Below are 22,294 nucleotides of genomic sequence, written 5' to 3'. Positions count from 1 at the left end.
CCGGGCGGCGTCAGGGCGGGTCGGACGACAGGTCCACCGGGGTGCCGAACCGTCGTGCCGGTCCCCGGTGCGGCAGCCGGTGCCGCAGCGCCGTGGCACCGCACAGCGCCACCGTCGCCGCGAGCGCCGCCAGATGCTCCTTGCCTGCCAGGTTCTCCTTCAGCAGCACCTCGACGACCATCGCCAGGGCCACCGCGCCCGCGGTCGCGTACGCGCCGTAGCGCCAGCCGAGGCAGATCGCCAGCCCCACCACGGCCGCCGAAGGGCCGGTGTCCACGACCTGGGCGTCCGAGGCGGGCAGCCCCAGCGGACGGCCGGGTCCGAGCGCGATGCCCAGCCGGGCGTAGAGCGTCCCGGCCAGCGTGGCGGTGTACGCCACGAGCAGGGTCCGCCACCGGCCCAGACAGATCTCCGCGATCCCGAACACGAACAGGATCTGGGCGAGCGCGCCCCACACCGGCAGGTCCAGCGCCGGTACGAACAGCGACAGGGGGGTACGCAGCAGGGCGGCCCACAGCGGGTCCTCGGCGCGCACCGCGCCGACGCCCTGCACGAACCCGTAGCCCCACGGCTGGTTCTGTACGACCTGTATCACCGCGGTCAGGCACACCGCCCCCAGGCTCATCGGGACCGCCCGCCGACGCCGCTTCAGCAGCGGCTCGCGCACCGTGACGTACAGCAGACCCCATTCGGCGCGGGCCCAGCGGGCGATCCTGTTCATCCGGCGTCCCTCATCCCCGTGGTCTCATCTGTGCGTGTCCAGGTGCCTGCGGTGCAGCCACTTGGGCAGCCCCGGCGCCTCCAGGAACCCCTCCGCCCGTGCCGCCGCGACACCGATGCGCAGCAGGTCCCCGCTCTTCTCGAAGAGCAGGAACCGCGGTTCCCAGATGGGCCGGTACTTGGCGTTGGCCCGGTACAGCGACTCGATCTGCCACCAGCGCGAGAAGAAGCTGAGCAGCGAACGCCACAGCCGCAGCACCGGTCCGGCGCCGAGACGCGCACCACGTTCGAAGACCGAACGGAACATCGCGAAGTTGAGCGACACCTGAGTGATCCCGATCTCGTGGGCCCGCCGCAGCAGTTCGATGACCATGAACTCCATCAACCCGTTGTCGGAGCCGCGGTCACGCCGCATCAGATCGAGCGACAGCCCGTGCGGCCCCCACGGCACGAAGGACAGCAGTGCCCGCAACCGCCCCTCCCCGTCCAGGCATTCGAGCATCACGCAGCGCCCGTCCTCCGGGTCGGCGAGCCGCCCCAGCGCCATGCTGAACCCGCGCTCGGTCGCCCCGTCGCGCCAGTCGTCGGCCCGGGCGACGAGATCCGCCATCTCCTGCGCGGAGATGTCCTCGTGCCGCCGGATGCGGACCGTGCAGCCCGCCCGGCGCACCCGGTTGCAGGCCTGCCGCACGGTCCGCATGGCCCTCCCCTCCAGGGTGAACTCGGCGACCTCCACGATCGCCTCGTCGCCGAGTTCGAGCGCGTCCAGGCCGTGCCGCGCGTACACCGTGCCCGCCTCCTCGCCCGCCCCCATCACGGCCGGGATCCAGCCGTGGGCACGGGCCTCGGCGAGCCACGGCTCGATCGCCCCCGGCCAGGCCTCCGGGTCCCCGATCGGGTCCCCGGAGGCCAGCGACACCCCGCCGACGACCCGGTAGGCGACCGCCGCCTTGCCCGTCGGCGACCAGACGACGCTCTTCTCCCTGCGCAGCGCGAAGTACCCCAACGAGTCCCGCTCGCCCTGCTGTTCGAGCAGGACGCGCAGTCGTTTCTCGTCGTCCTCGGTGAGCGGGTCGACGGCGCGCCGGGAGCGGAAGGCGGCGTAGAACACGGCCAGCACCAGCGCCGTGCTCAGGACGTTGACCGCGACGTCGGCCCAGTTCGGCGTCGAGATGCCCGGGTAGCGGGACTCGTCGGCCGCCACCGAGACCAGCCGCAGCGTCCCGTACCGCCAGCGCTCGGAGAACGTCGAAAGACCGGCGTCCGCGGCCTGGTTGGTGACCGTCACCAGCAGCGCGGCCAGCAGCGAGGACAGCAGCAGTCCACCGGCCGCGACCACCGCGGCGAGCCGGGGGTTGGCGCGGTCGCCCTTGGCGTAGAACTCGCGCCGCCCGACGAGCAGGGCGCCCACGAAGACCGCGGTGAGACCGAGCGAGATCCAGTTCTGCGCGTACTGCCGGACCTCCGGGAACGCCATCGCGAGGGCGAACAGCACCAGGAACGGGCCGCTCAGCCCGAGATTCAGGATCCACGCGGCCCGCTTGCGACGGCGCATGGTGACGGCCAGGAACGCGGTGAACACACCCGACGCGAACCCGGCCGTCAGCAGGTACGGCGTGAAGAGGTTCTCCTGGTTGTGCCGGCGCACGTCCTGTCCCAGGGAGACCCACACCGCACTGAGGAAGTTGACGAAGGCGATCGCCCGCAGATACCAGACGGCGAGGCTCGCGGCCCGCCGCGAGGCTCCGGTGCTACGGCGATCCCGGACAGGCGCGATACGGACATCTCCCATGAAGGGTGATCATATGGGGGAGCCTACCGTGAACCGCTCTTTCGTCACCGCCCTGTCTGACAGCCGCGCGTCGTGCCCGACGGCTGTGCGTCGTGCCCGACGACCACGCGTCGTGCCCGATGGCCGCGCGGCCTGTCGCACGGCGGTGCGTCTCGGCTCGCGGTCGTGCGTCCGCCGGTGCGGCGGTGCGCCAGTGCGCCGGTGCGCCGGTACGTCGGTACGTCGGACGGCTGGACGGCCGGACGGCTGGGTGGCCGGGTGGTCGCCCCGTCATCCGCCACCTGCCACCCGCCGGCCCGCCGACCGGTCCCGGCCGGGTGCCGTTCAGACCCCGTCGGGCCCTTCCGGCGTCTCGGGCTGCTCAGGCTTCTCCTGCTCGTCCGCGTGCTCGCCCTGTTCGCCCTGCTCGGCGTCCGGCTCCTCCGCCTTCTCGACCTCCGGTCGCTCCGGGAGCTCCGCCGCCAGGGCCGCGGCGGCCTGCACCAGGGGCAGGGCCAGCAGCGCGCCCGCTCCCTCGCCGACGGTCATCCCCTGCTCCAGCAGCGGCTCCAGGGCCATCCGGTCCAGCGCCTTGGCCTGCCCCGGCTCGCCGCTGCCATGCCCGGCCAGCCACCAGTCCGGCGCCCGGAACGCGATCCGCTGGCCGACCAGCGCGCACGCCGCCGTCACGACCCCGTCCAGGACCACGGGCAGCTTGCGCACCGCGCTCTGCAGCAGGAAACCGGTCATCGCGGCGAGGTCGGCACCGCCCACCGCCGCCAGCAGCCGCAACTGGTCGCCGAGCACCGGCCGGGCCCGGCGCAGCGCGTCCCGGATCGCCGCGCACTTGCGCATCCACGCCAGGTCGTCGATCGCGAGCCCGCCGCGCCCGGTCACCACGGACGCGTCGGTCCCGCACAGCGCGGCGACCAGTACCCCCGCCGCCGTGGTCCCGCCCACGCTCACATCGCCGAGCACCACAAGATCCGTACCGGAGTCGGCCTCCTCGTCGGCCACCGCGACCCCGGCGAGGAACGCGGCCTCCGCCTCCTCGAGCGTCAGCGCGTCCTCGACGTCGATGGACCCGCTGCCGCGTCGCACCCGGTGCCGTACGACGTCCGCGGGCAGTTCGTCCGGCTCGCAGTCCAGCGCCATGTCCACGACCCGCACCGGTACGCCCAGCCGCCGGGCCAGCACGGAGACGGGCCGGCCGCCCTCCAGTACCGCCCGCACCAGCTCCGCGGCGCTGCCCGCGGGCCGGGCCGAGACGCCGCGTGCGGCGATGCCGTGATCCCCGGCGAAGAGGATCACGCGGGGCCGTTCGACCGGCCGCACCGGCACCGCCGACTGTGCCGCGGCCAGCCACTCACCCAGGTCGTCGAGGCGCCCCAGCGATCCGGGCGGCACGATCTGACGCTCCCTGCGCGCCTCGGCGTCGCGGCGCACCCCGCCGTCGGGACGCTCGATCAGATCGGTGAAGTCGTCGAGATTAAGCGAGCTCATTCGCCGAACAGTACCGGCACCGATCGAGCGTGTCGGCGCCACATCGCCACCCCGCGCGCACGACGTCGTTGCACCCAAGATCGGGATCCCATACGTTCCACTTTGCGGCGAAATGGTCGGACCTCGACCCTGCCCTGCCGTCGCCCTCTCGCCCCACCGGGAGCCGCCCATGTCCTCGAAGCCCGTCCCGCCCCCCGCCGCCCTCGCCGCTCCCCACGCCGAACGGCGCCGTGCCCGCTACGCGGCCGAACTCGCCCGGGGCACCGCCCACTTCCACGAACCGCGCCGCACGGACTGCCCCTGGTGCGGCTCGGTCCGGCTGCGCACCCGGCTGCGCGCCCCCGACCTGGTCCAGGGCAAGCCGGGCACCTTCGTCGTCGACGAGTGCCGGGACTGCGCGCACGCCTTCCAGAACCCCCGTCTGACCGCCGAGGGCATCGCCTTCTACCAGCGGGACCTGCACGAGACGCACCCCGACGAGCTCGCCGTCCGTACGACGGGCGCCCTCGGCGCGCGCGCCCGCCGCGGACGGCTGCACGCCACCGCTCGCGCGATGCTGCCGTTCCCCGAGCCGGAGAGCTGGCTGGACGTGGGCACGGGACACGCCCACTTCCCGGAGAGCGCCAAGCAGGTGTTCGCCTACACCTCCTTCGACGGCCTCGACCCCACCCCCCGGGTGGCCCGTGCCCGCGCGGCCGGGCGGGTCGAGGAGGCCCACGTGGGCCTGCTGACCACCCCGGAGATCGCCGCCCGGCTGCGCGCCCGCTACGACGTGGTGAGCATGCTCCGACACCTGGAACACACGACCGACCCCCGCGCGGAACTCCACGCCGCCCTCGCGGTGCTCCGGCCCGGCGGCCATCTGCTGCTCGAACTCCGCGACCCGCGCAGCGCGTTCGCGACCCTGCTCGGCAAGTGGTGGCTCCCGTACGGCCAGCCCCGCCACCTCCAGCTGATCCCGCTGCCCAACCTGTGCGCGGAACTGGAGTCCCGGGGCTGCACGATCGTCACCGTCGACCGCCGGGCGGGCCATGTCCCGTACGACCTGGCCGGCGCCCTGTCCCTGGCCGTCACCCGCGCCCTGCCCGCGCCGGACGCCCCCTGGCGGGCGGCCCCGCCCGGCGCGCTGCCGCGGCGGCTGCGCACCGCGCTGCTCGGCGCGAGCACACCGTTCGTCGCGGCGGCCGCGACGCTGGACCACGTCCTGGCCCCGCTGCTGCGCCGCACCCGCTTCTCCAACACCTACCGCGTCATCGCCCGCCGCGACTGACCTCCCCGGCGCGTCGGAACCCGGTCCCGCGCCCGGCCGGAACCGCTTCCCGGGCCTGGCCGGCGCCGACTCCGCGCCTCGCCGCAATCGCTTCCGGGGCCCGGCCGGCGCCGATGTCCGCGCTCGGTCGGGACCGAGTTCCGTGCCCGGTCGGAGCCGAGTTCTGTGTCGGGCCGGAACCGAGGCGCGTGCCGCCCGGCCGGTACCGCTTCCCGGGCCTGGCCGGCGCCGACTCCGCGCCTCGCCGCAATCGCTTCCGGGGCCCGGCCGGCGCCGATGTCCGCGCTCGGTCGGGACCGAGTTCTGTGTCTGGTCGGGACCGAGTTCTGTGTCTGGTCGGGACCGAGTTCCGTGCCCGGTCGGAGCCGAGTTCTGTGTCGGGCCGGAACCGAGGCGCGTGCCGCCCGGCCGGATCCGCTGCCCGTGGCCGACCGGGGCAGATCTCCGCGCCCCGCCGGAACCCCCTTCCCGGACCCGGCCGGTGCCGACGCCCGCGCCCCGCCGGAACCCCCTTCCCGGACCCGGCCGGTGCCGACGCCCGCGCCCCGCCGGAACCCCCTTCCCGGACCCGGCCGGTGCCGACGTCCGTGTCCCGCCGGAACCCCCTTCCCACACCCGGCCCGAACCGCGGGTCCGAACCGCGGACGCGGGCGCGGGCGCGGGCGGCGGGTGCCGCGCCGGGCCGGGCCGGTGTTTCGCCCGGCGGGCCCGGGGTCAGCCGCGCAGCGTCAGCACCTGGCCCGCCACCACCAGCAGCACCTGCTCGCACTCCCCGGCGAACGCGGCGTTGAGACGGCCGAGTTCGTCCCGGTAGCGCCGGCCCGAGGCGGTGGCCGGCACGATCCCCGACCCCACCTCGTTCGACACGGCGACGACGGTCCGCCGGGCGGCGCGCACCGCCGCGGTCAGCTCCCGCACCCGCTTGCACAGCGCCTTCTCGCCCCCGTCCGCCCACACCGCGTCGTCCCACGCGCCGACGGAGTCCATCGCGTCGGTGAGCCACAGCGACAGACAGTCGATCAGCAGCGGCGGCCCGTCCTCCGCCAGCAGCGGCACCAGGTCGCACGTCTCCACCGTCCGCCACGACCCCGGGCGCCGTTCTCGGTGGGCCGCGACCCGCCCGGCCCACTCCTGGTCGCCGCGGCGCGTACCCCCCGTGGCGACGTAGAGCACGTCGGGAAACGACTCCAGCCGGCGTTCGGCCTCCACCGACTTGCCCGAGCGGGCACCGCCGAGCACCAGCGTGCGCCGGGGTACGTCGGGCACGTCGGGCACGTCGGCGTACACCCCCACCGTCAGCGTCGTCCCGTCCGGCACCGTCCGCGCCCCCGCCGCCGCGAGCCGCCGCCGCAGTTCGGGTCCCGGCGGCACGTCGTGATCGAGGTGGACGGCGACGACGTCCGTCGTCGGCCCCGCCGCCCCCACCGCCCGCAGCTTCGCGAGCGCGTCCGGCCGCCCCACCACATCGGCGACCACCATGTCGTACGGCGCCGCCGCGCCGTTGCCCTCCTCCAGCCCGGCCGGCGCGCACCCCGGCGGCAGATACAGCAGCCGCCGGCCGTCCGGTCCGGTCACCGCGTACCCCGTGCCCGGCGCGTCCATCGCCACCGCCCGCACCCGGTGCCCCGTCAGCAGCGCCAACTCCCGTCCGTCCGGCACCCGGCCGGGCTGCGGCAGCCCGGCCGGCACCTCCAGCGCGGGCCCGTCGTGCGGATGCGACAGCAGCACCTGACGTACGCCGGTCAGCGAACGCCCGGCGCGCGCCGCGGCGAAGGCGGCGCCGGGCGTCAGGTCCAGCAGCAGGGTGCCGTCCACGAGCAGCGACGTGGCCGCCCGCGCGTCCGCGGCCAGCGCACACGCGCAGGCCGCGCAGGGACAGTCGGGGCGGGGGAGGCCCTCGGGGGCACCGGTGCCGAGCAGAGTCAGATCCACACCGACGATTTTCGCCTGTCCCGGCCGGTCCCGCGTGATCAAGACCTCCGCGGGGCCCGTGTCCCGCTCCCCGGGGCCGTCCGGCGGATCCCGCCGCGGACGCGGGGCCGGTTCGCACGACCGCGTCGGCCGATCTTCCTCCGCAGCCTGCTCACGGCCGACCCGGCCGAGCGCATAGGCTGCGAGCAGGGGCCGGACGGTGATCCGGCTTCCGCTCCACATGTGCTCACATCTGGGAGGCGTACATGGCGACATGGCTGTGGCGGTTCGAGAAGGCCGACGGGACGGAAGTCCAGCCCGCGGTGCAGCCCGAGGAGTTCACGACGCAGGGGGACGCCGAGTCCTGGATCGGAGAGGTCTGGAAGGACCTGCTCGCAGGAGGCGCCGACCAGGTGCGGCTGTTCGAGGACTCCACCGAGATCTACGGGCCGATGAGCCTGCACGCCGAGGAGTCCTGAGCCCCGGGCGAGGGCCGACGCCCCGGCCCTCGCCCCGCGGCCGGCGTCCCGACGGCGAGGTGACCGAGGTCAGCCGCGCACGCCGCACAGATGCAGCAGCGCCGCCGTGGCCCGGTAGGGGTCCGTCCGGCCGGCCCGTTCCTCGGCCGCCAGCAGGGTGTCGAGGTCGTCGGGCGGCTGCGCGCCGTCCACCGCGGTGTCCGTGAAGACCCGCACCCCGTACCAGCTGTGCAGCGGGGCCCCGATACCGGCCAGCGTGGCGGTCAGGGTGGCGAGCCGGTCCGCGCGCACGTCGAGGCCCAGCCGGTTGCGGTAGGCCGTGCTGTCGAAGGCCTCCAGCGCCCGGGACCAGTCCCCGGACAGCCCCGGTCGCATCGCCAGCGCGTCCGCGTTGCGCACCAGCAGCGAGAGCAGACCGCCCGGCGCGAGCATCCGCGCGAGCCCCGCAACCAGCGGGTCGGGCTCCTCGACGTACATGAGGACGCCGTGACACAGCACGACGTCGAAACTGCCCGGCAGGAAGTGCACCCCGGTGTCCCGGCCGTCGCCCTCGATGATCCGCATCCGGTCGCGGATCCCCTCGGGCTCCGACGCCAGTGCCTCCCGCGCCGTCGCGGCCATCGTCGCGTCCCGTTCGAGCCCGGTCACCTGGTGACCGGCCCGGGCCAGCCGCAGCGCCTGCGTGCCCTGGCCCATCCCGACGTCCAGCACGCGCAGCCGCTGCCCGACGGCGAACCGTCCGGCTATCTGCTCGTCGAGCTGGCGAGCCACCAGCTCCTGTCGTACGACATTCCGCAACCCGCCCAGCTTGCTCAGCCAGGCATCAGCCGCGCCCCCGGTGAACGACGTCGTACTCAGGGCCGCTCTCCGCGCTTGACCTGCGGCTTGGGCAGCCGGAGCCGGCGCATCTGGAGCGAGCGCATCAGCCCGTAGGCGACCGCGCCCTTGCGTCGCTGGTCGGGGAAGCGCTCGTTGAGCTGCTTCCTCAGCCGGAAGCCGGACACGGCGGAGTCCAGCACGATCAGCACGATCACGACCATCCAGAGCATCAGCGCGATGCTCTGCACCGACGGCACCCGCACCACGCTCAGCACGAGGATGACCACGGCCATCGGCAGGAAGAACTCCGCGATGTTGAAGCGCGAGTCGACGAAGTCGCGGGCGTATTTGCGGACCGGTCCCTTGTCGCGGACCGGTAGGTACCGCTCGTCCCCGCTGGCCAGCGCCTGGCGCTGCCGGTCCATGGCCTGGCGCCGCTCCTCGCGCTGACGCTTGGCGGCGTCCTTGCGCGACAGCGACGTGTTGGCGACGCTGCGGCGCTGGGACTGGGCCTCACTGCGCTTGGGCGTGGGCCGGCCCTTCGGGGCCTGCGGGTGGCGGATCTGCTTGGAGTCGGTCACCTGCGCCTTGTCGGCGGGGGCCTTCTCTTCCTTGGCACGGCTACGGAACACAAAACCCAAGGGTACGGGGTGCGGCGGCATGGACCCCAGCCCGGCCGGGAACGATCCGGCAACACCGGGCGTCTGTACGGGGCAGGGAGGACGTCGCGGACGGTTCACCGGGCGAACCGTCCGGAGGGCCACCGCGGGCAATCCCCGGGGAACACCTACTCCTCACGCCGGAGCGGGTGGGCCCGCAGTCGTCCTTGGGGATGAGCGCATCCGTCCCCGAACAGTGCGGTAATGGATGCAGGGCCCGTACTGTGGGTTCTGTTGCAGTGGCTGGAGCCGGAGTCCGTCAGAAGGGGGCGCGCGAAGCCCATGAGCGGTGTCATGAAGCGTATGGGGATGATCTTCCGCGCGAAGGCGAACAAGGCCCTTGACCGGGCCGAGGACCCGCGCGAGACCCTCGACTACTCGTACCAGAAGCAGCTCGAGCTGCTCCAGAAGGTGCGCCGGGGCGTCGCCGACGTGGCGACGTCGCGCAAGCGCCTGGAGCTCCAGCTCAACCAGCTCCAGCAGCAGTCCTCCAAGCTGGAGGACCAGGGCCGCAAGGCGCTCGCGCTGGGCCGTGAGGACCTGGCCCGCGAGGCGCTCTCCCGTCGTGCCGCGCTCCAGCAGCAGGTGACGGACCTGGAGACGCAGCACGCGACGCTCCAGGGCGAGGAGGAGAAGCTCACGCTGGCCGCGCAGCGGCTCCAGGCCAAGGTCGACGCCTTCCGCACCAAGAAGGAGACGATCAAGGCGACCTACACGGCGGCCCAGGCCCAGACCCGGATCGGCGAGGCCTTCTCCGGCATCTCGGAGGAGATGGGCGACGTCGGCCTGGCCATCCAGCGGGCCGAGGACAAGACGGCCCAGCTCCAGGCCCGCGCCGGCGCCCTCGACGAACTCCTCGCCTCGGGCGCGCTGGACGACCCCACCGGCATGGCCAAGGACGACCTCCAGGCCGAGCTGGACCGGATCTCCGGCGGTACGGACGTGGAGCTGGAGCTCCAGCGCATGAAGGCGGAACTGGCCGGGGGCAGCTCCTCGGGCCAGCAGGCCATCGAGGGCGGCACCGGCCAGTCGCAGTCCCAGCAGCCGCAGGACACCCCGCGCTTCGACAAGCAGTGATCACCGGACCGTGACCGAGGCCCACGCCGAGGAGGGCGACATGATCGTACGGATCATGGGGGAGGGACAGGTGAGGCTGGCCGACAGCCACCTCACCGAGCTCGACAAGCTCGACGACGAACTTCTCGCCGAGATGGAGAAGGGCGACGGCCCCGGCTTCCGCCGCACGCTCGAGGCGCTGCTCGACAAGGTCCACGAGCTGGGCGAACCGCTTCCGGACGACGCCCTGGAGCCGTCCCAGCTCATCCTCCCCGCCGCGGACGCGACCCTGGAGGAGGTCCGGGACCTGCTCGGCGACGAGGGCCTGATCCCGGGCTGACCCACCCGGCCGCCCCGGGCCGACATCCGCAGCCCTGGGCCGGCCGCAGCCCGGGGCGCTCGCCGCGCATGCTGTGACGCGCGTCCGTACGCCGTGGCGCGTGTCCGTGCGCAGGGCCGCGTGCCCGTCGCCGTGGCGCGTCTTCGTGCGCCCGGCCGTGTCTCCGTACGCCGACGCGAGTCCGTACATCGTGATGTGTGTCCGCAGGCCGACGCGTGCCCTCCGCAGGGCCGCGTGCCCGTACGTCGTGACGCGCGGCCGGGTCCCGGCGGGGCCGCGGTGTGCGCCGTGCCGCCTCGCCGTGCGCCGTGCCGCGTCCCCCACGCGCCCATGACCGGGCCTGTTCCGGCACCGGCGACTGCCCGTACTGTTTCCACCGTGAGCCCCCTGGAACCGTCCCGACCGTGAGCACCCTCGAACGCGCCCGATGCCGACTCCAGGCCCATCCCCTGGCGCTGGACGCGGCGCTCGCCGCGGGGGCGCTGGTGTGCATGGTGGCCGGTTCCTTCGTGCAGTCGCACGGGGAACGCGGCGTCAGCTGGATCCTGCGCGCGCCGGACCTCTTCAGCCTCCTGCTGATCGTCCTCGGCGCCCTGGCCCTGGTCTTCCGCCGCAGCGCCCCGATGGCCGTCCTCGCGGTCACCGGCGGCCTCGCCCTGGTCGAGAGCGTCACCGGCGACCCGCGCGCCCCGGTCGCGATGTGCGCCGTGATAGCCCTCTTCACCGTCGCCGCCACCACCGACCGCCCCACCACCTGGCGGGTGGGACTGCTCACCATGACCGTCCTGACCGGCGCGTCCATGCTCGCCGGCCCGCTGCCCTGGTACGCCCAGGAGAACCTCGCGATCTTCGCCTGGACCGGCATCGGCGCCACCGCGGGGGACGCCGTGCGCAGCCGCCGCGCCGTCGTCCAGGCCATCCGCGACCGTGCCGACCGTGCCGAACGCACCCGCGAGGAGGAGGCCCGCCGCCGGGTCGCCGAGGAACGCCTGCGCATCGCCCGCGACCTGCACGACGTCGTCGCCCACCACATCGCCCTGGTCAACGTGCAGGCCGGAGTCGCCGCCCACGTCATGGACAAACGCCCCGACCAGGCCAAGGAAGCCCTCGCCCACGTCCGCGAGGCCAGCCGCTCGGCGCTCAACGAACTGCGGGCCACCGTCGGGCTGCTGCGCCAGTCCGGCGACCCCGAGGCCCCCACCGAGCCGGCCCCCGGCCTCGACCGCCTGGACGAGCTCGCCGGGACCTTCCGCAACGCCGGTCTCCAGGTCGAGGTGGCCCGCGCCGACCAGGACACCGCCCTGCCCGCCGCCGTCGACCTCGCCGCCTACCGCGTCATCCAGGAGGCTCTCACCAACGTGCAGAAGCACGCGGGCTCCGCGGCGAAGGCCGAGGTCAGCGTCGTGCGCGTGGGACCCCACATCGAGGTCACCGTGCTCGACGACGGCCGCCCGGCCCGGGACGGCGTCCCGGGGACCGGCGGCGGCCACGGGCTGCTCGGCATGCGCGAACGCGTCACCGCGCTGCGCGGCACCCTCACCACCGGTCCCCGCTACGGGGGCGGCTTCCGCGTCCATGCGATCCTGCCGGTCAAGACCCGCACCGTCGCAGCGGGGGAGCGGGGGGAGCCCGTATGACCATCCGCGTGCTGCTCGCCGACGACCAGGCGCTGCTGCGCAGCGCCTTCCGCGTCCTCGTCGACTCCGAGCCCGACATGGAGGTGGTGGGGGAGGCCGCCGACGGCGCCGAGGCGGTCCGGCTGGCCGGGGAGCAGCGCGCCGACGTGGTCCTCATGGACATCCGGATGCCCGGCACCGACGGTCTCACCGCCACCCGGCTGATCAGCGCCGACCCGGCCCTGGCCCGGGTCCGCGTGGTCATTCTCACCACCTTCGAGGTCGACGACTACGTCGTCCAGTCGCTGCGCGCGGGCGCTTCCGGCTTCCTCGGCAAGGGCAGCGAACCGGAGGAACTCCTCGCCGCCATCCGGATCGCCGCCGCGGGGGAGGCCCTGCTGTCCCCGGCCGCCACCAAGGGGCTGATCGCCCGCTTCCTCGCCCAGGGCGACGCCTCCGAGGGCGCGGCGGACCCGGCCCGCACCGAGCGCCTCGCCACCCTCACCGTGCGTGAGCGCGAGGTCCTCGTCCAGGTCGCGGGCGGCCACTCCAACGACGAGATCGCCGAGCGGCTGGAGGTCAGCCCGCTGACGGTGAAGACCCACGTCAACCGGTCCATGTCCAAGCTGGGCGCCCGCGACCGGGCCCAGCTCGTGGTGATCGCCTACGAGTCGGGCCTGGTACGCCCGAGGGTGGAGTGACCCCACCCCGGCCGTACTGCGCCGGGAGTATACGTCCGACGAGGAAATGGACCTGGGGCCTACGGATCACGGTCCGGTGGTGGACCAGGGTGTAGTCGTGGGCGCTCACCTGTCCGTGTGTACGCTCCGTGACTTCTGCCGCTCCCAGAAGAGAGACCCCGATCCATGTCCTGGCTGTCCAGGTTCAGCCTCGCGCAAAGGGCCCTGATAGGCCTGATGTCCATCATCGCGATCGCGTTCGGCGCGATCGCGATCCCGCAGCTCAAGCAGCAGCTCCTGCCGACCATCGAACTGCCCATGGTGTCGGTGCTCGCGCCGTACCAGGGCGCGTCGCCCGACGTCGTCGAGAAGCAGGTCGTCGAGCCGATCGAGAACTCCCTCGACGGCGTCGACGGCATCACCGGCGTCACCTCGACGGCCAGCGAGGGCAACGCCGTGATCATGGCGTCCTTCGACTACGGCAACGACACCAAGCAGCTCGTCGCCGACGTCCAGCTCGCCGTCAACCGGGCCCGCGCCCAGCTGCCCGACTCCGTGGACCCGCAGGTCATCGCCGGTTCGACGGACGACATGCCGACCGTCGTCCTCGCCGTCACCTCGGGGATGGACCAGCAGGCGCTGGCCGACCGGATCGACCGGTCGGTGGTGCCGGCCCTGAAGAACGTCGACGGCGTCGGCCGGGTCATGGTCAACGGCGTACGCGACCTCCAGATCACCGTCACCCCCGACGACGCGAAGCTGAAGAAGGCGGGCCTGAACACGGCCGCCCTGGCCCAGGCCCTCCAGGCGGGCGGCGCGACCATGCCGGCCGGCTCCTTCGACGAGGACGGCAAGAACCGCACCGTCCGGGTCGGCGGCGGCTTCACCTCGGTGGCCCAGATCCAGGACCTGAGGGTGACCGGGCAGCCCGGCGGCAAGCCGGTGCGCCTCGGTGACGTGGCCGAGGTGCGCCAGCAGGAGGCCCCGGCCGACTCCATCACCCGCACGAACGGCAGGCCGAGCCTCGCCGTGATGGTCACCATGGACCACGACGGCAGCGCGGTCGCGATCTCCAAGGCCGTCGAGGACAAGCTGCCGGCCCTGCGCAAGGACCTCGGCTCCGGCACGACGATCACGGTCGTCAGCGACCAGGGCCCCGCCGTGTCGAAGGCCATCGAGGGCCTGACCACCGAGGGCGGCCTCGGCCTGCTCTTCGCGGTCCTGGTGATCCTGGTCTTCCTCGCGTCGGTCCGCTCGACGCTGGTGACGGCGGTCTCCATCCCGCTGTCCGTGGTCCTGGCGCTGATCGTGCTGTGGACGCGCGACCTCTCCCTGAACATGCTGACGCTGGGCGCGCTGACCATCGCGATCGGCCGGGTCGTCGACGACTCGATCGTCGTCCTGGAGAACATCAAGCGCCACCTCGGCTACGGCGAGGAGCGCCAGGCCGCGATCCTCGACGCGGTCCGCGAGGTGGCCGGCGCGGTCACCTCCTCCACGCTGACCACGGTCGCCGTCTTCCTGCCGATCGGCCTGGTCGGCGGCATGGTGGGCGCGCTGTTCGGCTCGTTCAGCATCACGGTGACCGCGGCCCTGCTGGCCTCCCTGCTGGTCTCCCTGACGGTCGTCCCGGTGCTGTCGTACTGGTTCCTGCGCGCCCCCAAGGGCACCCCGGCCGACGCGGCCCAGGCCCGCCGCGAGGCCGAGGAGAAGGAGGCGGCCAGCCGCCTCCAGCGCTTCTACGTGCCGGTCCTGCGCTTCGCGACCCGCCGCAGGCTGACCAGCGTCGCCATCGCCGTGGTGGTCCTGCTCGGGACCTTCGGGATGGCGCCGCTGCTGAAGACCAACTTCTTCGACCAGGGCGAGCAGGAAGTCCTCACCGTCAAGCAGGAGCTGGCGCCGGGCACGAGCCTGGCGGCCACCGACGAGCAGGCGCAGAAGGTCGAGAAGCTGCTCGCCGGGGTGAAGGGCGTCAAGGACTACCAGGTCACCATCGGCTCCTCCGGCTTCATGGCGGCCTTCGGCGGCGGCACCGACACCAACCAGGCGTCGTACCAGGTCATGCTGGAGGACTCGGCGTCGGCCGACGACGTGCAGAGCCGCATCGAGAAGGGCCTGGCCGGGCTGAAGGGCGCCGGTACGACCACGGTCGCCGCCGGTGACGGCTTCGGCAGCCAGGACCTCAGCGTGGTCGTCAAGGCGGCCGACGCGGACGTGCTGCGCAAGGCGGCCGACGAGGTCCGCGACGCGGTCGCCGGCCTCGACGACGTCACGGACGTCACCAGCGACCTGTCCCAGAGCGTGCCGCGCATCTCCGTCAAGGCGAACGACAAGGCCGCCGCCGCGGGCTTCGACGACCAGACGCTGGGTCTTGCGGTCGCCCAGGCGGTGCGCGGTACGACGGCCGCGAAGGCGATCGTCGACGACGCCGAGCGCGATGTCGTCATCAAGTCGGCCGAGCCGGCCGAGACGCTGGCGCAACTGCGTGACCTGCGGCTGGGCGCGGTGAAGCTGGGCGACATCGCCACGGTGGAGCTGGCCGACGGCCCGGTGTCGATGACCCGCATCGACGGCCGCCGCGCGGCGACCGTCACCGCGCGGCCGACCGGCGACAACACCGGCGCCGTGAGCGCCGACCTCACCGCGAAGCTGAACTCCCTGAAGCTCCCGGCGGGCGCGACGGCGGAGATCGGCGGTGTCTCGCAGAACCAGGACGACGCGTTCAAGAACCTCGCCCTGGCGATGCTCGCGGCCATCGCGATCGTCTTCATGCTGCTGGTGGCGACGTTCCGCTCGCTGGCCCAGCCGCTGATCCTGCTGGTCTCCATCCCCTTCGCGGCGACCGGCGCGATCGGTCTGCTGGTGGTCACCGGCACCCCGATGGGTGTTCCCGCGATGATCGGCATGCTGATGCTGATCGGCATCGTGGTGACGAACGCGATCGTGCTGATCGACCTGATCAACCAGTACCGCGCCCAGGGCCACGGCGTGGTCGAGGCGGTCGTCGAGGGCGGCCGGCACCGACTGCGGCCGATCCTGATGACCGCCCTGGCGACGATCTTCGCGCTGCTGCCGATGGCGCTGGGCGTCACCGGTGAGGGCGGCTTCATCGCCCAGCCGCTGGCGGTCGTGGTGATCGGCGGCCTGATCACGTCCACGCTGCTGACGCTGCTGCTGGTCCCGACGCTGTACGCGATGCTGGAGCTGCGCAAGGAGCGCCGCGCGGACAAGCGCGCGGCGAAGCGGCAGGCCACGGAGCCCGAGAAGACCCTGGAGCCCGCCGGAGTCTGACCGTTCGCCGCTCCGATGTCCCTTCCCCCGCACGGGTTTCATATCCTGTGAACTCGAACTGCTTTGCGGGGGAAGGGAATCGGGGCGTTGCCGCTGTACAAGGACGATCCGAGGACGCTCGGCGGATACCGGATCGTCGACCGCCTCGGGTCCGGGGGCATGGGCGTCGTCTATCTGGGCCGGTCCCGGTCGGGGCGTGAGGTCGCGGTCAAGGTGGTCCACGCGCAGTACGCGCAGGACGACGTCTTCCGGGTCCGCTTCCGTCAGGAGATCGAGGCCGTCCGCAGGGTGAGCGGCGCCTTCACCGCCCCGGTCGTGGGCGCCGGCCCGGAGGACTCCCGGCCCTGGATGGCCACCCAGTTCGTGCCCGGCCCGGCGCTCTCCGACCTGATCCGCGACACCGGCCCGCTGAAGGGTGCGCAACTGCGCCTGCTGGCACTGGGGTTGGTGGAGGCGCTGCGGGACATCCACCGGGCCGGGGTGGTCCACCGCGATCTGAAGCCCGCCAACGTCCTGATGGCCGAGGACGGCCCGCGGGTCATCGACTTCGGCATCTCCCGCGCGGCCGAGAACCAGACCCTCACCGAGACCGGTCATGTCATCGGCACCCCGCCGTTCATGTCGCCGGAGCAGCTCACGGACGCCCGTTCGGCCGGGCCCGCCTCGGACGTCTTCTCCCTCGGCGCGCTGCTGGTGTTCGCCGCGACCGGCCACGGCCCCTTCGACGCCGACAGCCCCTACCTGACGGCGTACCGCGTCATGCACGAGGAGCCCTCGGTGGACGCGGTCGCGGAGCCGCTGCGCTCGGTGCTGACCCGCTGCCTGGCCAAGGAGGCCGGCGACCGGCCCGGACTGGAGGAACTGGGACGGGAGTTCGCCGAGGCACTGCCCGAGCGGACGGCCGGCGACCGGGAGACGGTGACCCTGCGTCTGCCGCCCCCCGGCCCGGCACCCGACGAGCCCGCCCGGGCCGTCACCGCACCTCCCCGGGACCGCCGTCCCCGGCTGCGCCGGTGGCCCGTCCTGGCGGCGGCCACCGGTGTCCTGGCCGTGGCGGTCACCGGCTACGTCCTGTTCGACCCGTTCCAGCGGCCGGACGGGAGCAGGAGCACGGCGTCGGCGGGGAGCACCCCGTCGCGCGGTGCCGCCACCACGACCTCCCGCTGGGCCCCGCTGCCCGCCGGCTGGAAGCCGTGGCGGACCTCGGTCTTCGGGGCCGCGCTCTCCGGTGTGACCCGGCCGATGAACGAGGAGCAGGGTTACGCCGGCAAAACCCTGTCCTGCGCGATGGGCGAGGCCGCCCTGTACTGCGGGGGCTCCGGTCTCTTCCCCGTCCGGGTCGACGGGTCGACGGGCCGGCTCGCCTGGCGCGCGGACTCCGTGCCCTCGGGGGTGGATCGGGCGTACTACGACAGCACGGTCCTCGGGGAGTACGACGGCGTGCTGCTGGTCCGCCAGTCGGTCGTGAGCAGCACGGGCGGCCCCCGGGCGGCCAAGGTCCTGGCCCTCGACTCCGGCACCGGTGAACTGCTCTGGTCGCGCACCATGGACGACGCCACCGTCCAGCCCGCCCTCGTCGGCGATCTGCTGCTGGTGCCGGACGGCAAGCGCGTGACGGCCCGCGACCCGCGCAAGGGCACCGCCCGCTGGACCACGGTCCTGCCCGCCGACCCGGCCTACTACTGCAACTTCGTCGAGATCGGCGGCCTTCCGTACGCCGACTGCTCCGACCTGGCCTCCTCGGCGCACACCGTGTTCTACGCCCTGGCCCCGGCCGACGGCACGACCCGGAAGGTGAGCGTGCCGGACGGCAACCTCACGTACGTCGGCGACGTCGACGGCGATCTGGCCTTCCTGTACTCCGCCGGCCAGGCCGAATCGGTCGAGGACCTGGTGTACACCGAGGACTCGGCGTACACCGAGGTCCTGCTGATCGACCCGAAGACCGGGACCGTACGCAGGAAGAGCCTGCCGGGCAGCCCGCACGGCGAGGCCGCGCTGGTGGGCGGCGTGCTCTGCTTCGCCTCCTCCAACGGCCGGGTCACCGCGCACGACCCCGCGACGGGCAAGAAGCTGTGGGAGACCACGACCACCCTCCAGCAGCCCGGTCCGCCCTTCTCCGACAAGCGGGGCCGCACCCTCTACACGGCCGGCGCCACCGGCCGGGTGGCCGCGCTCGACACGACCACGGGCCACCTGCTGTGGGAGTCCCCGGCCCGCGCCGGGCAGGTCATCCGGACGAGCTTCCACCCGACGCAGGTCTATCCCGACGGCGGCTCCCTGGTGGTGCTCAGTCCCGACGGGACCGTCTTCGCGCTGGACCCGGAGCACCCCGCCCAGGAGCCGCAGGCGGGGTGATCCGGGTCCACGGCGGGCCGGCTACGGCAGCGCCAGCATCCGCTCCAGCGCCAGCTTCGCGAACGCCTCGGTCTCCTTGTCGACCTCGATGCGGTTGACGAGGTTGCCCTCGGCCAGCGACTCCAGGGTCCACACCAGGTGGGGGAGGTCGATGCGGTTCATGGTCGAGCAGAAGCAGACCGTCTTGTCGAGGAAGACGATCTCCTTGCCCTCGGGCGCGAAGCGATTCGCCAGCCGGCGGACCAGGTTCAGCTCCGTGCCGATGGCCCACTTGGAGCCGGCCGGGGCGGCCTCCAGGGCCTTGATGATGTACTCCGTCGAGCCGACGTAGTCCGCCGCGGCCACGACCTCGTGCCTGCACTCGGGGTGCACCAGGACGTTCACGCCCGGGATGCGCTCGCGCACGTCGTTCACCGAGTCCAGCGAGAAACGGCCGTGGACCGAGCAGTGGCCGCGCCACAGGATCATCTTCGCGCCGCGGAGCTGCTCGGCGGTCAGGCCGCCGCCCGGCTTGTGCGGGTTGTAGACCACGCAGTCGTCGAGGGACATGCCCATGTCCCGCACCGCGGTGTTGCGGCCGAGGTGCTGGTCGGGCAGGAAGAGGACCTTCTCGCCCTGCTCGAACGCCCAGTCCAGCGCCTTCTTCGCGTTGGACGAGGTGCAGATGGTGCCCCCGTGCTTGCCCGTGAACGCCTTGATGTCGGCGGACGAGTTCATGTACGAGACGGGCACGACCTGCTCGGCTATGCCGGCCTCGGTCAGCACGTCCCAGCACTCCGCGACCTGCTCGGCGGTGGCCATGTCGGCCATCGAGCAGCCGGCGGCGAGGTCCGGGAGGACGACCTTCTGGTCGTCGCCGGTCAGGATGTCCGCGGACTCCGCCATGAAGTGCACACCGCAGAACACGATGTACTCGGCCTCCGGGCGGGCGGCCGCGTCCCGGGCCAGCTTGAAGGAGTCACCCGTGACGTCCGCGAACTGGATGACCTCGTCGCGCTGGTAGTGGTGGCCGAGCACGAAGACCTTGTCGCCGAGCTTCTCCTTGGCCGCGCGGGCGCGCTCGACCAGGTCCGGGTCGGACGGCGAGGGGAGGTCGCCCGGGCACTCGACGCCACGCTCGCTCTTCGGGTCGGCCTCGCGGCCGAGCAGCAGGAGGGCGAGGGGCGTCGGCTGTACGTCGAGCTCCGGGGTCTGGGCGGTGGTCACGACACGCACCCTTTCTGTTCTGCGGCTCGTCGGTCCGTGCATCGGGCCGACGCTAGTTTTCGTCTAAATGACGCTATCTATCATAACTGCTTCACGTCACTTTGACGACGGCCATAGTGTCGGTGTGACATGAATCCCGATGGACCGTTTTCCGCTCCCCCTGTCATGTGCGAGCATGAAGAAGGATCCGAGGGGCGAACGAGCCGGCGGATCCGAAAAGACACGCGCCCGGCCCGGAATGAATCCGCGGCCCCGTCGGTTGCAACCGTCGGCAAGCAGTCTCCGTACAACCCGGGAGAGATGTAGATGTCCGTATCGGACGAGACCAGCACCGTCACCGACGGCATCATCCTGACCGACGCCGCCGCGTCCAAGGTCAAGGCCCTGCTCGACCAGGAAGGCCGCGAGGACCTCGCCCTGCGTGTCGCCGTTCAGCCCGGCGGCTGCTCCGGCCTGCGCTACCAGCTCTTCTTCGACGAGCGTTCGCTCGACGGTGACGTCGTCAAGGACTTCGACGGCGTGAAGGTCGTCACCGACCGCATGAGCGCCCCGTACCTGGGCGGCGCCTCGATCGACTTCGTGGACACGATCGAGAAGCAGGGCTTCACGATCGACAACCCGAACGCGACCGGCTCCTGCGCCTGCGGCGACTCCTTCAGCTGAGCCGCCCGGGACGCCCTCGGGCGGACCCGGACGACACGAAAGGCGGCGGCCCCCTACGACGGGGCCGCCGCCTTTCGTCGTCCGTCCGCGCGCTCCCCTACCGCTGGAGCTTCGTCCCGGCCGTCACCGCCGGGACCTCGCGGCCGTCCGAGCCGTAGACCTTCCGGTCGTCCAGCGGCCGGTCCAGCCGGACGCTCTGCTCGAAGATCTTGGCGATCTTGATGCAGATCTTGTTCGGCCACGGCTTCTCGGTCACCGTCACCGTCACCCGGTCCGCGCTCTCGACCGCCTTCGCCTTGTAGTCGGCGCACACCCCGCCGGTGTAGCGCACGGTGAGCTCCGTGCCGTCGGCGCCGTAGCCCTCGACCCGCACGTCGTGCGACTCCGGCGTCGCGCTCGGGTCGGCCGACACGGACGGGGTCAGATAGTCCGGCTCCACCGCCGGATAGGTCACCGTGAAGGCGTTCTGCGCGCCCTGCCCACGGGTCGCGAACAGCCAGGACGGAACCAGCGCCAGCCGCTCGTCCGACCGGTGCACCGCCAGCCCGAACACCGCGTCCTCGACCGTGACCGTGGTGCGCCCGCCGGCGTCCGGGGCGGTCGAGGACCCGCACGGCTCCTCCAGCCGGTCCTTCAGCGGTACGGGGCTCGCGCAGCCGCCGATGCCCATCCGGTGATCCGTGCCGGGTGCCTTGTTCAGCAGGTCCAGTGCCTCCCGCGCGCTCAGCGCGGGGTACACGTCCCCCTTCAGCGGCGTCGTCAGCTGTCCGTTGCCGCCGACCAGCTCGCCCTGCGCACCGACGGTCAGTCCGGTGGTCAGGCCGTAGGTGGGCAACCCGCCGACCACCGGATCGGCGTTCACCGTCCGCTGGGCGCCCATGACCTGGCCCGCGTCCACCTTGGCGTCGTCCTGGCCCAGTGCCTTCAGCACCGGCGCGGCCGCCTTCTTCGCCGCCGCCTCGCTCACCGGGTCGGCGATCGGGCCGGCGGGGTCCCGTATGCACAGGGTCCGGTTCTTGCAGTCGTCGGTGCCGGGCGCGTAACGGCTGAAGGTCCAGGTGCCCGGCGCCGCCTTGTCCACCCGGAGGACCGGGCCCGCGCCGTCCTTGTCCGTGCCGACCTTCCAGACCGTGCCCTGGGCCACGGGCGTCCCGTCGATCCCGAACGCCTCGGCCAGGCGGGCCACCTCGTCCCGGGTGACCTCGCCCGTGGCCCAGTACACCGGCGCCGAGCCGGGGCCGTCGGGCAGTGCTCCGGCGGCCCGGTACGTCACGCCGTACGGATTCGGCTCACCCGGCGCGATGCCGTTCGCGGCACCACCGGTGCCGGACGTACCGGCGGTGGAGTAGCCGTCGAGGGCCAGCGGCGCGGGGGCTCCGGCACCCGAACGGCCGCCGGACGCGCTCGCGGCGAGGTACGCGCCACCGCCTCCGACGAGCAGCACGGCGGCCGCGACCGAGGCGACGATCGCGGGCGAGCGCCGCCGGGAGGCCGGGCGGTCCTCGTGGCCCCCGACGTCGTCCTCGGTCCCTGAGCGAACCTCGGAGACGGGGACCACCTCGGACACCCGCTCGGGGACGCGCCCGGCGCCCACCCGGGAAGCCGCGCCCTCGACGGAAGCGTCTTCGGCGGAGGCGGGCTCGACGGGGGTGTCCTCGGTGGAGGCGGGCTCGACGGAGGCGGCCTCGGCGGAGGGGGGCTTGATGGAAGCGTCGTCGGTGGAGGCGGCCTCGACCGGGCTGTCCTCGGCGGGGGCGGCCTTGACCGGGCTGTCCTCGGTGGAGGCTGCCTCGACCGGGGTGTCCTCGGCGGAGGGGGGCTTGATGGAAGCGTCGTGGGTGGAGGCGGGCTCGACCGGGGTGTCCTCGGTGGAGGCGGCCTTGACCGGGGTGTCCTCGGTGGAGGCTGCCTCGACCGGGGTGTCCTCGGCGGAGGGGGGCTTGATGGAAGCG

At 73.1% G+C, this 22,294-nt stretch carries 17 protein-coding genes; 9 read left to right on the top strand and 8 right to left on the bottom strand.

Going from position 1 to position 22,294, the window contains the following annotated elements:
- Positions 1 to 10: 10 nt before the first annotated feature.
- The 3 genes from ACWC24_RS04625 to cobT form a co-directional block, all read right to left on the bottom strand.
- Complete coding sequence (locus ACWC24_RS04625) at positions 11 to 721, bottom strand: hypothetical protein (protein ID WP_450661350.1); 711 nt, start codon at positions 719 to 721, stop codon at positions 11 to 13.
- 24 nt (positions 722 to 745) lie between these two features.
- Entirely contained in the window at positions 746 to 2,512 is a 1,767-nt protein-coding gene (locus tag ACWC24_RS04620) for a phosphatidylglycerol lysyltransferase domain-containing protein (RefSeq protein ID WP_450661349.1), read from the bottom strand.
- A 324-nt stretch (positions 2,513 to 2,836) separates the two neighbouring features.
- Positions 2,837 to 3,994, bottom strand: a complete 1,158-nt coding sequence (gene cobT, locus ACWC24_RS04615; protein WP_450661348.1) for a nicotinate-nucleotide--dimethylbenzimidazole phosphoribosyltransferase — start codon at positions 3,992 to 3,994, stop codon at positions 2,837 to 2,839.
- A gap of 169 nt (positions 3,995 to 4,163) precedes the next feature.
- Here cobT and ACWC24_RS04610 point away from each other — a divergent pair, with 169 nt between their 5' ends.
- On the top strand, positions 4,164 to 5,264 hold the full coding sequence (locus ACWC24_RS04610; RefSeq protein ID WP_450661347.1) for a class I SAM-dependent methyltransferase: 1,101 nt from the start codon (positions 4,164 to 4,166) through the stop codon (positions 5,262 to 5,264).
- Positions 5,265 to 5,978: 714 nt separating this feature from the next.
- Here the strand turns inward: ACWC24_RS04610 and ACWC24_RS04605 are convergent.
- Entirely contained in the window at positions 5,979 to 7,196 is a 1,218-nt protein-coding gene (locus ACWC24_RS04605; protein ID WP_450661346.1) for a bifunctional adenosylcobinamide kinase/adenosylcobinamide-phosphate guanylyltransferase, read from the bottom strand.
- Between the two features lie 245 nt (positions 7,197 to 7,441).
- Here ACWC24_RS04605 and ACWC24_RS04600 point away from each other — a divergent pair, with 245 nt between their 5' ends.
- Complete coding sequence (locus ACWC24_RS04600; RefSeq protein ID WP_152886531.1) at positions 7,442 to 7,654, top strand: hypothetical protein; 213 nt, start codon at positions 7,442 to 7,444, stop codon at positions 7,652 to 7,654.
- A gap of 69 nt (positions 7,655 to 7,723) precedes the next feature.
- Here the strand turns inward: ACWC24_RS04600 and ACWC24_RS04595 are convergent, their stop codons facing one another.
- Positions 7,724 to 8,425, bottom strand: coding sequence for a class I SAM-dependent methyltransferase (locus ACWC24_RS04595; protein ID WP_450661345.1), 702 nt, complete (start codon positions 8,423 to 8,425; stop codon positions 7,724 to 7,726).
- Positions 8,426 to 8,508: 83 nt separating this feature from the next.
- Entirely contained in the window at positions 8,509 to 9,135 is a 627-nt protein-coding gene (locus ACWC24_RS04590) for a DUF3043 domain-containing protein (protein ID WP_450661344.1), read from the bottom strand.
- Between the two features lie 291 nt (positions 9,136 to 9,426).
- Between ACWC24_RS04590 and ACWC24_RS04585 the strand changes: the two genes are divergently transcribed.
- From ACWC24_RS04585 to ACWC24_RS04560, 6 genes are all read left to right on the top strand, one after another.
- Complete coding sequence (locus ACWC24_RS04585; protein ID WP_450661343.1) at positions 9,427 to 10,209, top strand: PspA/IM30 family protein; 783 nt, start codon at positions 9,427 to 9,429, stop codon at positions 10,207 to 10,209.
- Positions 10,210 to 10,249: 40 nt separating this feature from the next.
- Positions 10,250 to 10,528: a PspA-associated protein PspAA gene (gene pspAA / locus ACWC24_RS04580; RefSeq protein WP_450661427.1), complete on the top strand. Its 279-nt coding sequence runs from the start codon at positions 10,250 to 10,252 to the stop codon at positions 10,526 to 10,528.
- A 404-nt stretch (positions 10,529 to 10,932) separates the two neighbouring features.
- Positions 10,933 to 12,165, top strand: coding sequence for a sensor histidine kinase (locus ACWC24_RS04575; RefSeq protein ID WP_450661342.1), 1,233 nt, complete (start codon positions 10,933 to 10,935; stop codon positions 12,163 to 12,165).
- Positions 12,162 to 12,845 carry a response regulator transcription factor gene (locus tag ACWC24_RS04570; protein WP_450661341.1) on the top strand — a complete coding sequence of 228 codons (684 nt, stop codon included), beginning with the start codon at positions 12,162 to 12,164 and terminating at the stop codon, positions 12,843 to 12,845. The genes ACWC24_RS04575 and ACWC24_RS04570 overlap by 4 nt, the downstream gene beginning before the upstream one ends.
- Before the next feature lie 165 nt (positions 12,846 to 13,010).
- A complete protein-coding gene (locus ACWC24_RS04565) occupies positions 13,011 to 16,115 on the top strand; it encodes an efflux RND transporter permease subunit (RefSeq protein WP_450661340.1) in 3,105 nt (1,034 codons plus the stop codon).
- 87 nt (positions 16,116 to 16,202) lie between these two features.
- A complete protein-coding gene (locus ACWC24_RS04560) occupies positions 16,203 to 18,473 on the top strand; it encodes a protein kinase domain-containing protein (protein ID WP_450661339.1) in 2,271 nt (756 codons plus the stop codon).
- Positions 18,474 to 18,494: 21 nt separating this feature from the next.
- Here the strand turns inward: ACWC24_RS04560 and nadA are convergent, their stop codons facing one another.
- Positions 18,495 to 19,679 carry a quinolinate synthase NadA gene (nadA, locus tag ACWC24_RS04555; protein ID WP_450661338.1) on the bottom strand — a complete coding sequence of 395 codons (1,185 nt, stop codon included), beginning with the start codon at positions 19,677 to 19,679 and terminating at the stop codon, positions 18,495 to 18,497.
- Positions 19,680 to 19,985: 306 nt separating this feature from the next.
- Here nadA and erpA point away from each other — a divergent pair, with 306 nt between their 5' ends.
- Positions 19,986 to 20,342, top strand: coding sequence for an iron-sulfur cluster insertion protein ErpA (gene erpA / locus ACWC24_RS04550; protein WP_152886524.1), 357 nt, complete (start codon positions 19,986 to 19,988; stop codon positions 20,340 to 20,342).
- Positions 20,343 to 20,439: 97 nt separating this feature from the next.
- Here erpA and ACWC24_RS04545 read toward each other — a convergent pair.
- On the bottom strand, positions 20,440 to 22,294 hold a 1,855-nt coding region (locus ACWC24_RS04545; RefSeq protein ID WP_450661337.1), incomplete at its 5' end, for a hypothetical protein.

The organism is Streptomyces sp. NPDC001443, from assembly GCF_053597355.1.
This window is presented reverse-complemented; position numbering and strand designations above follow the sequence as displayed.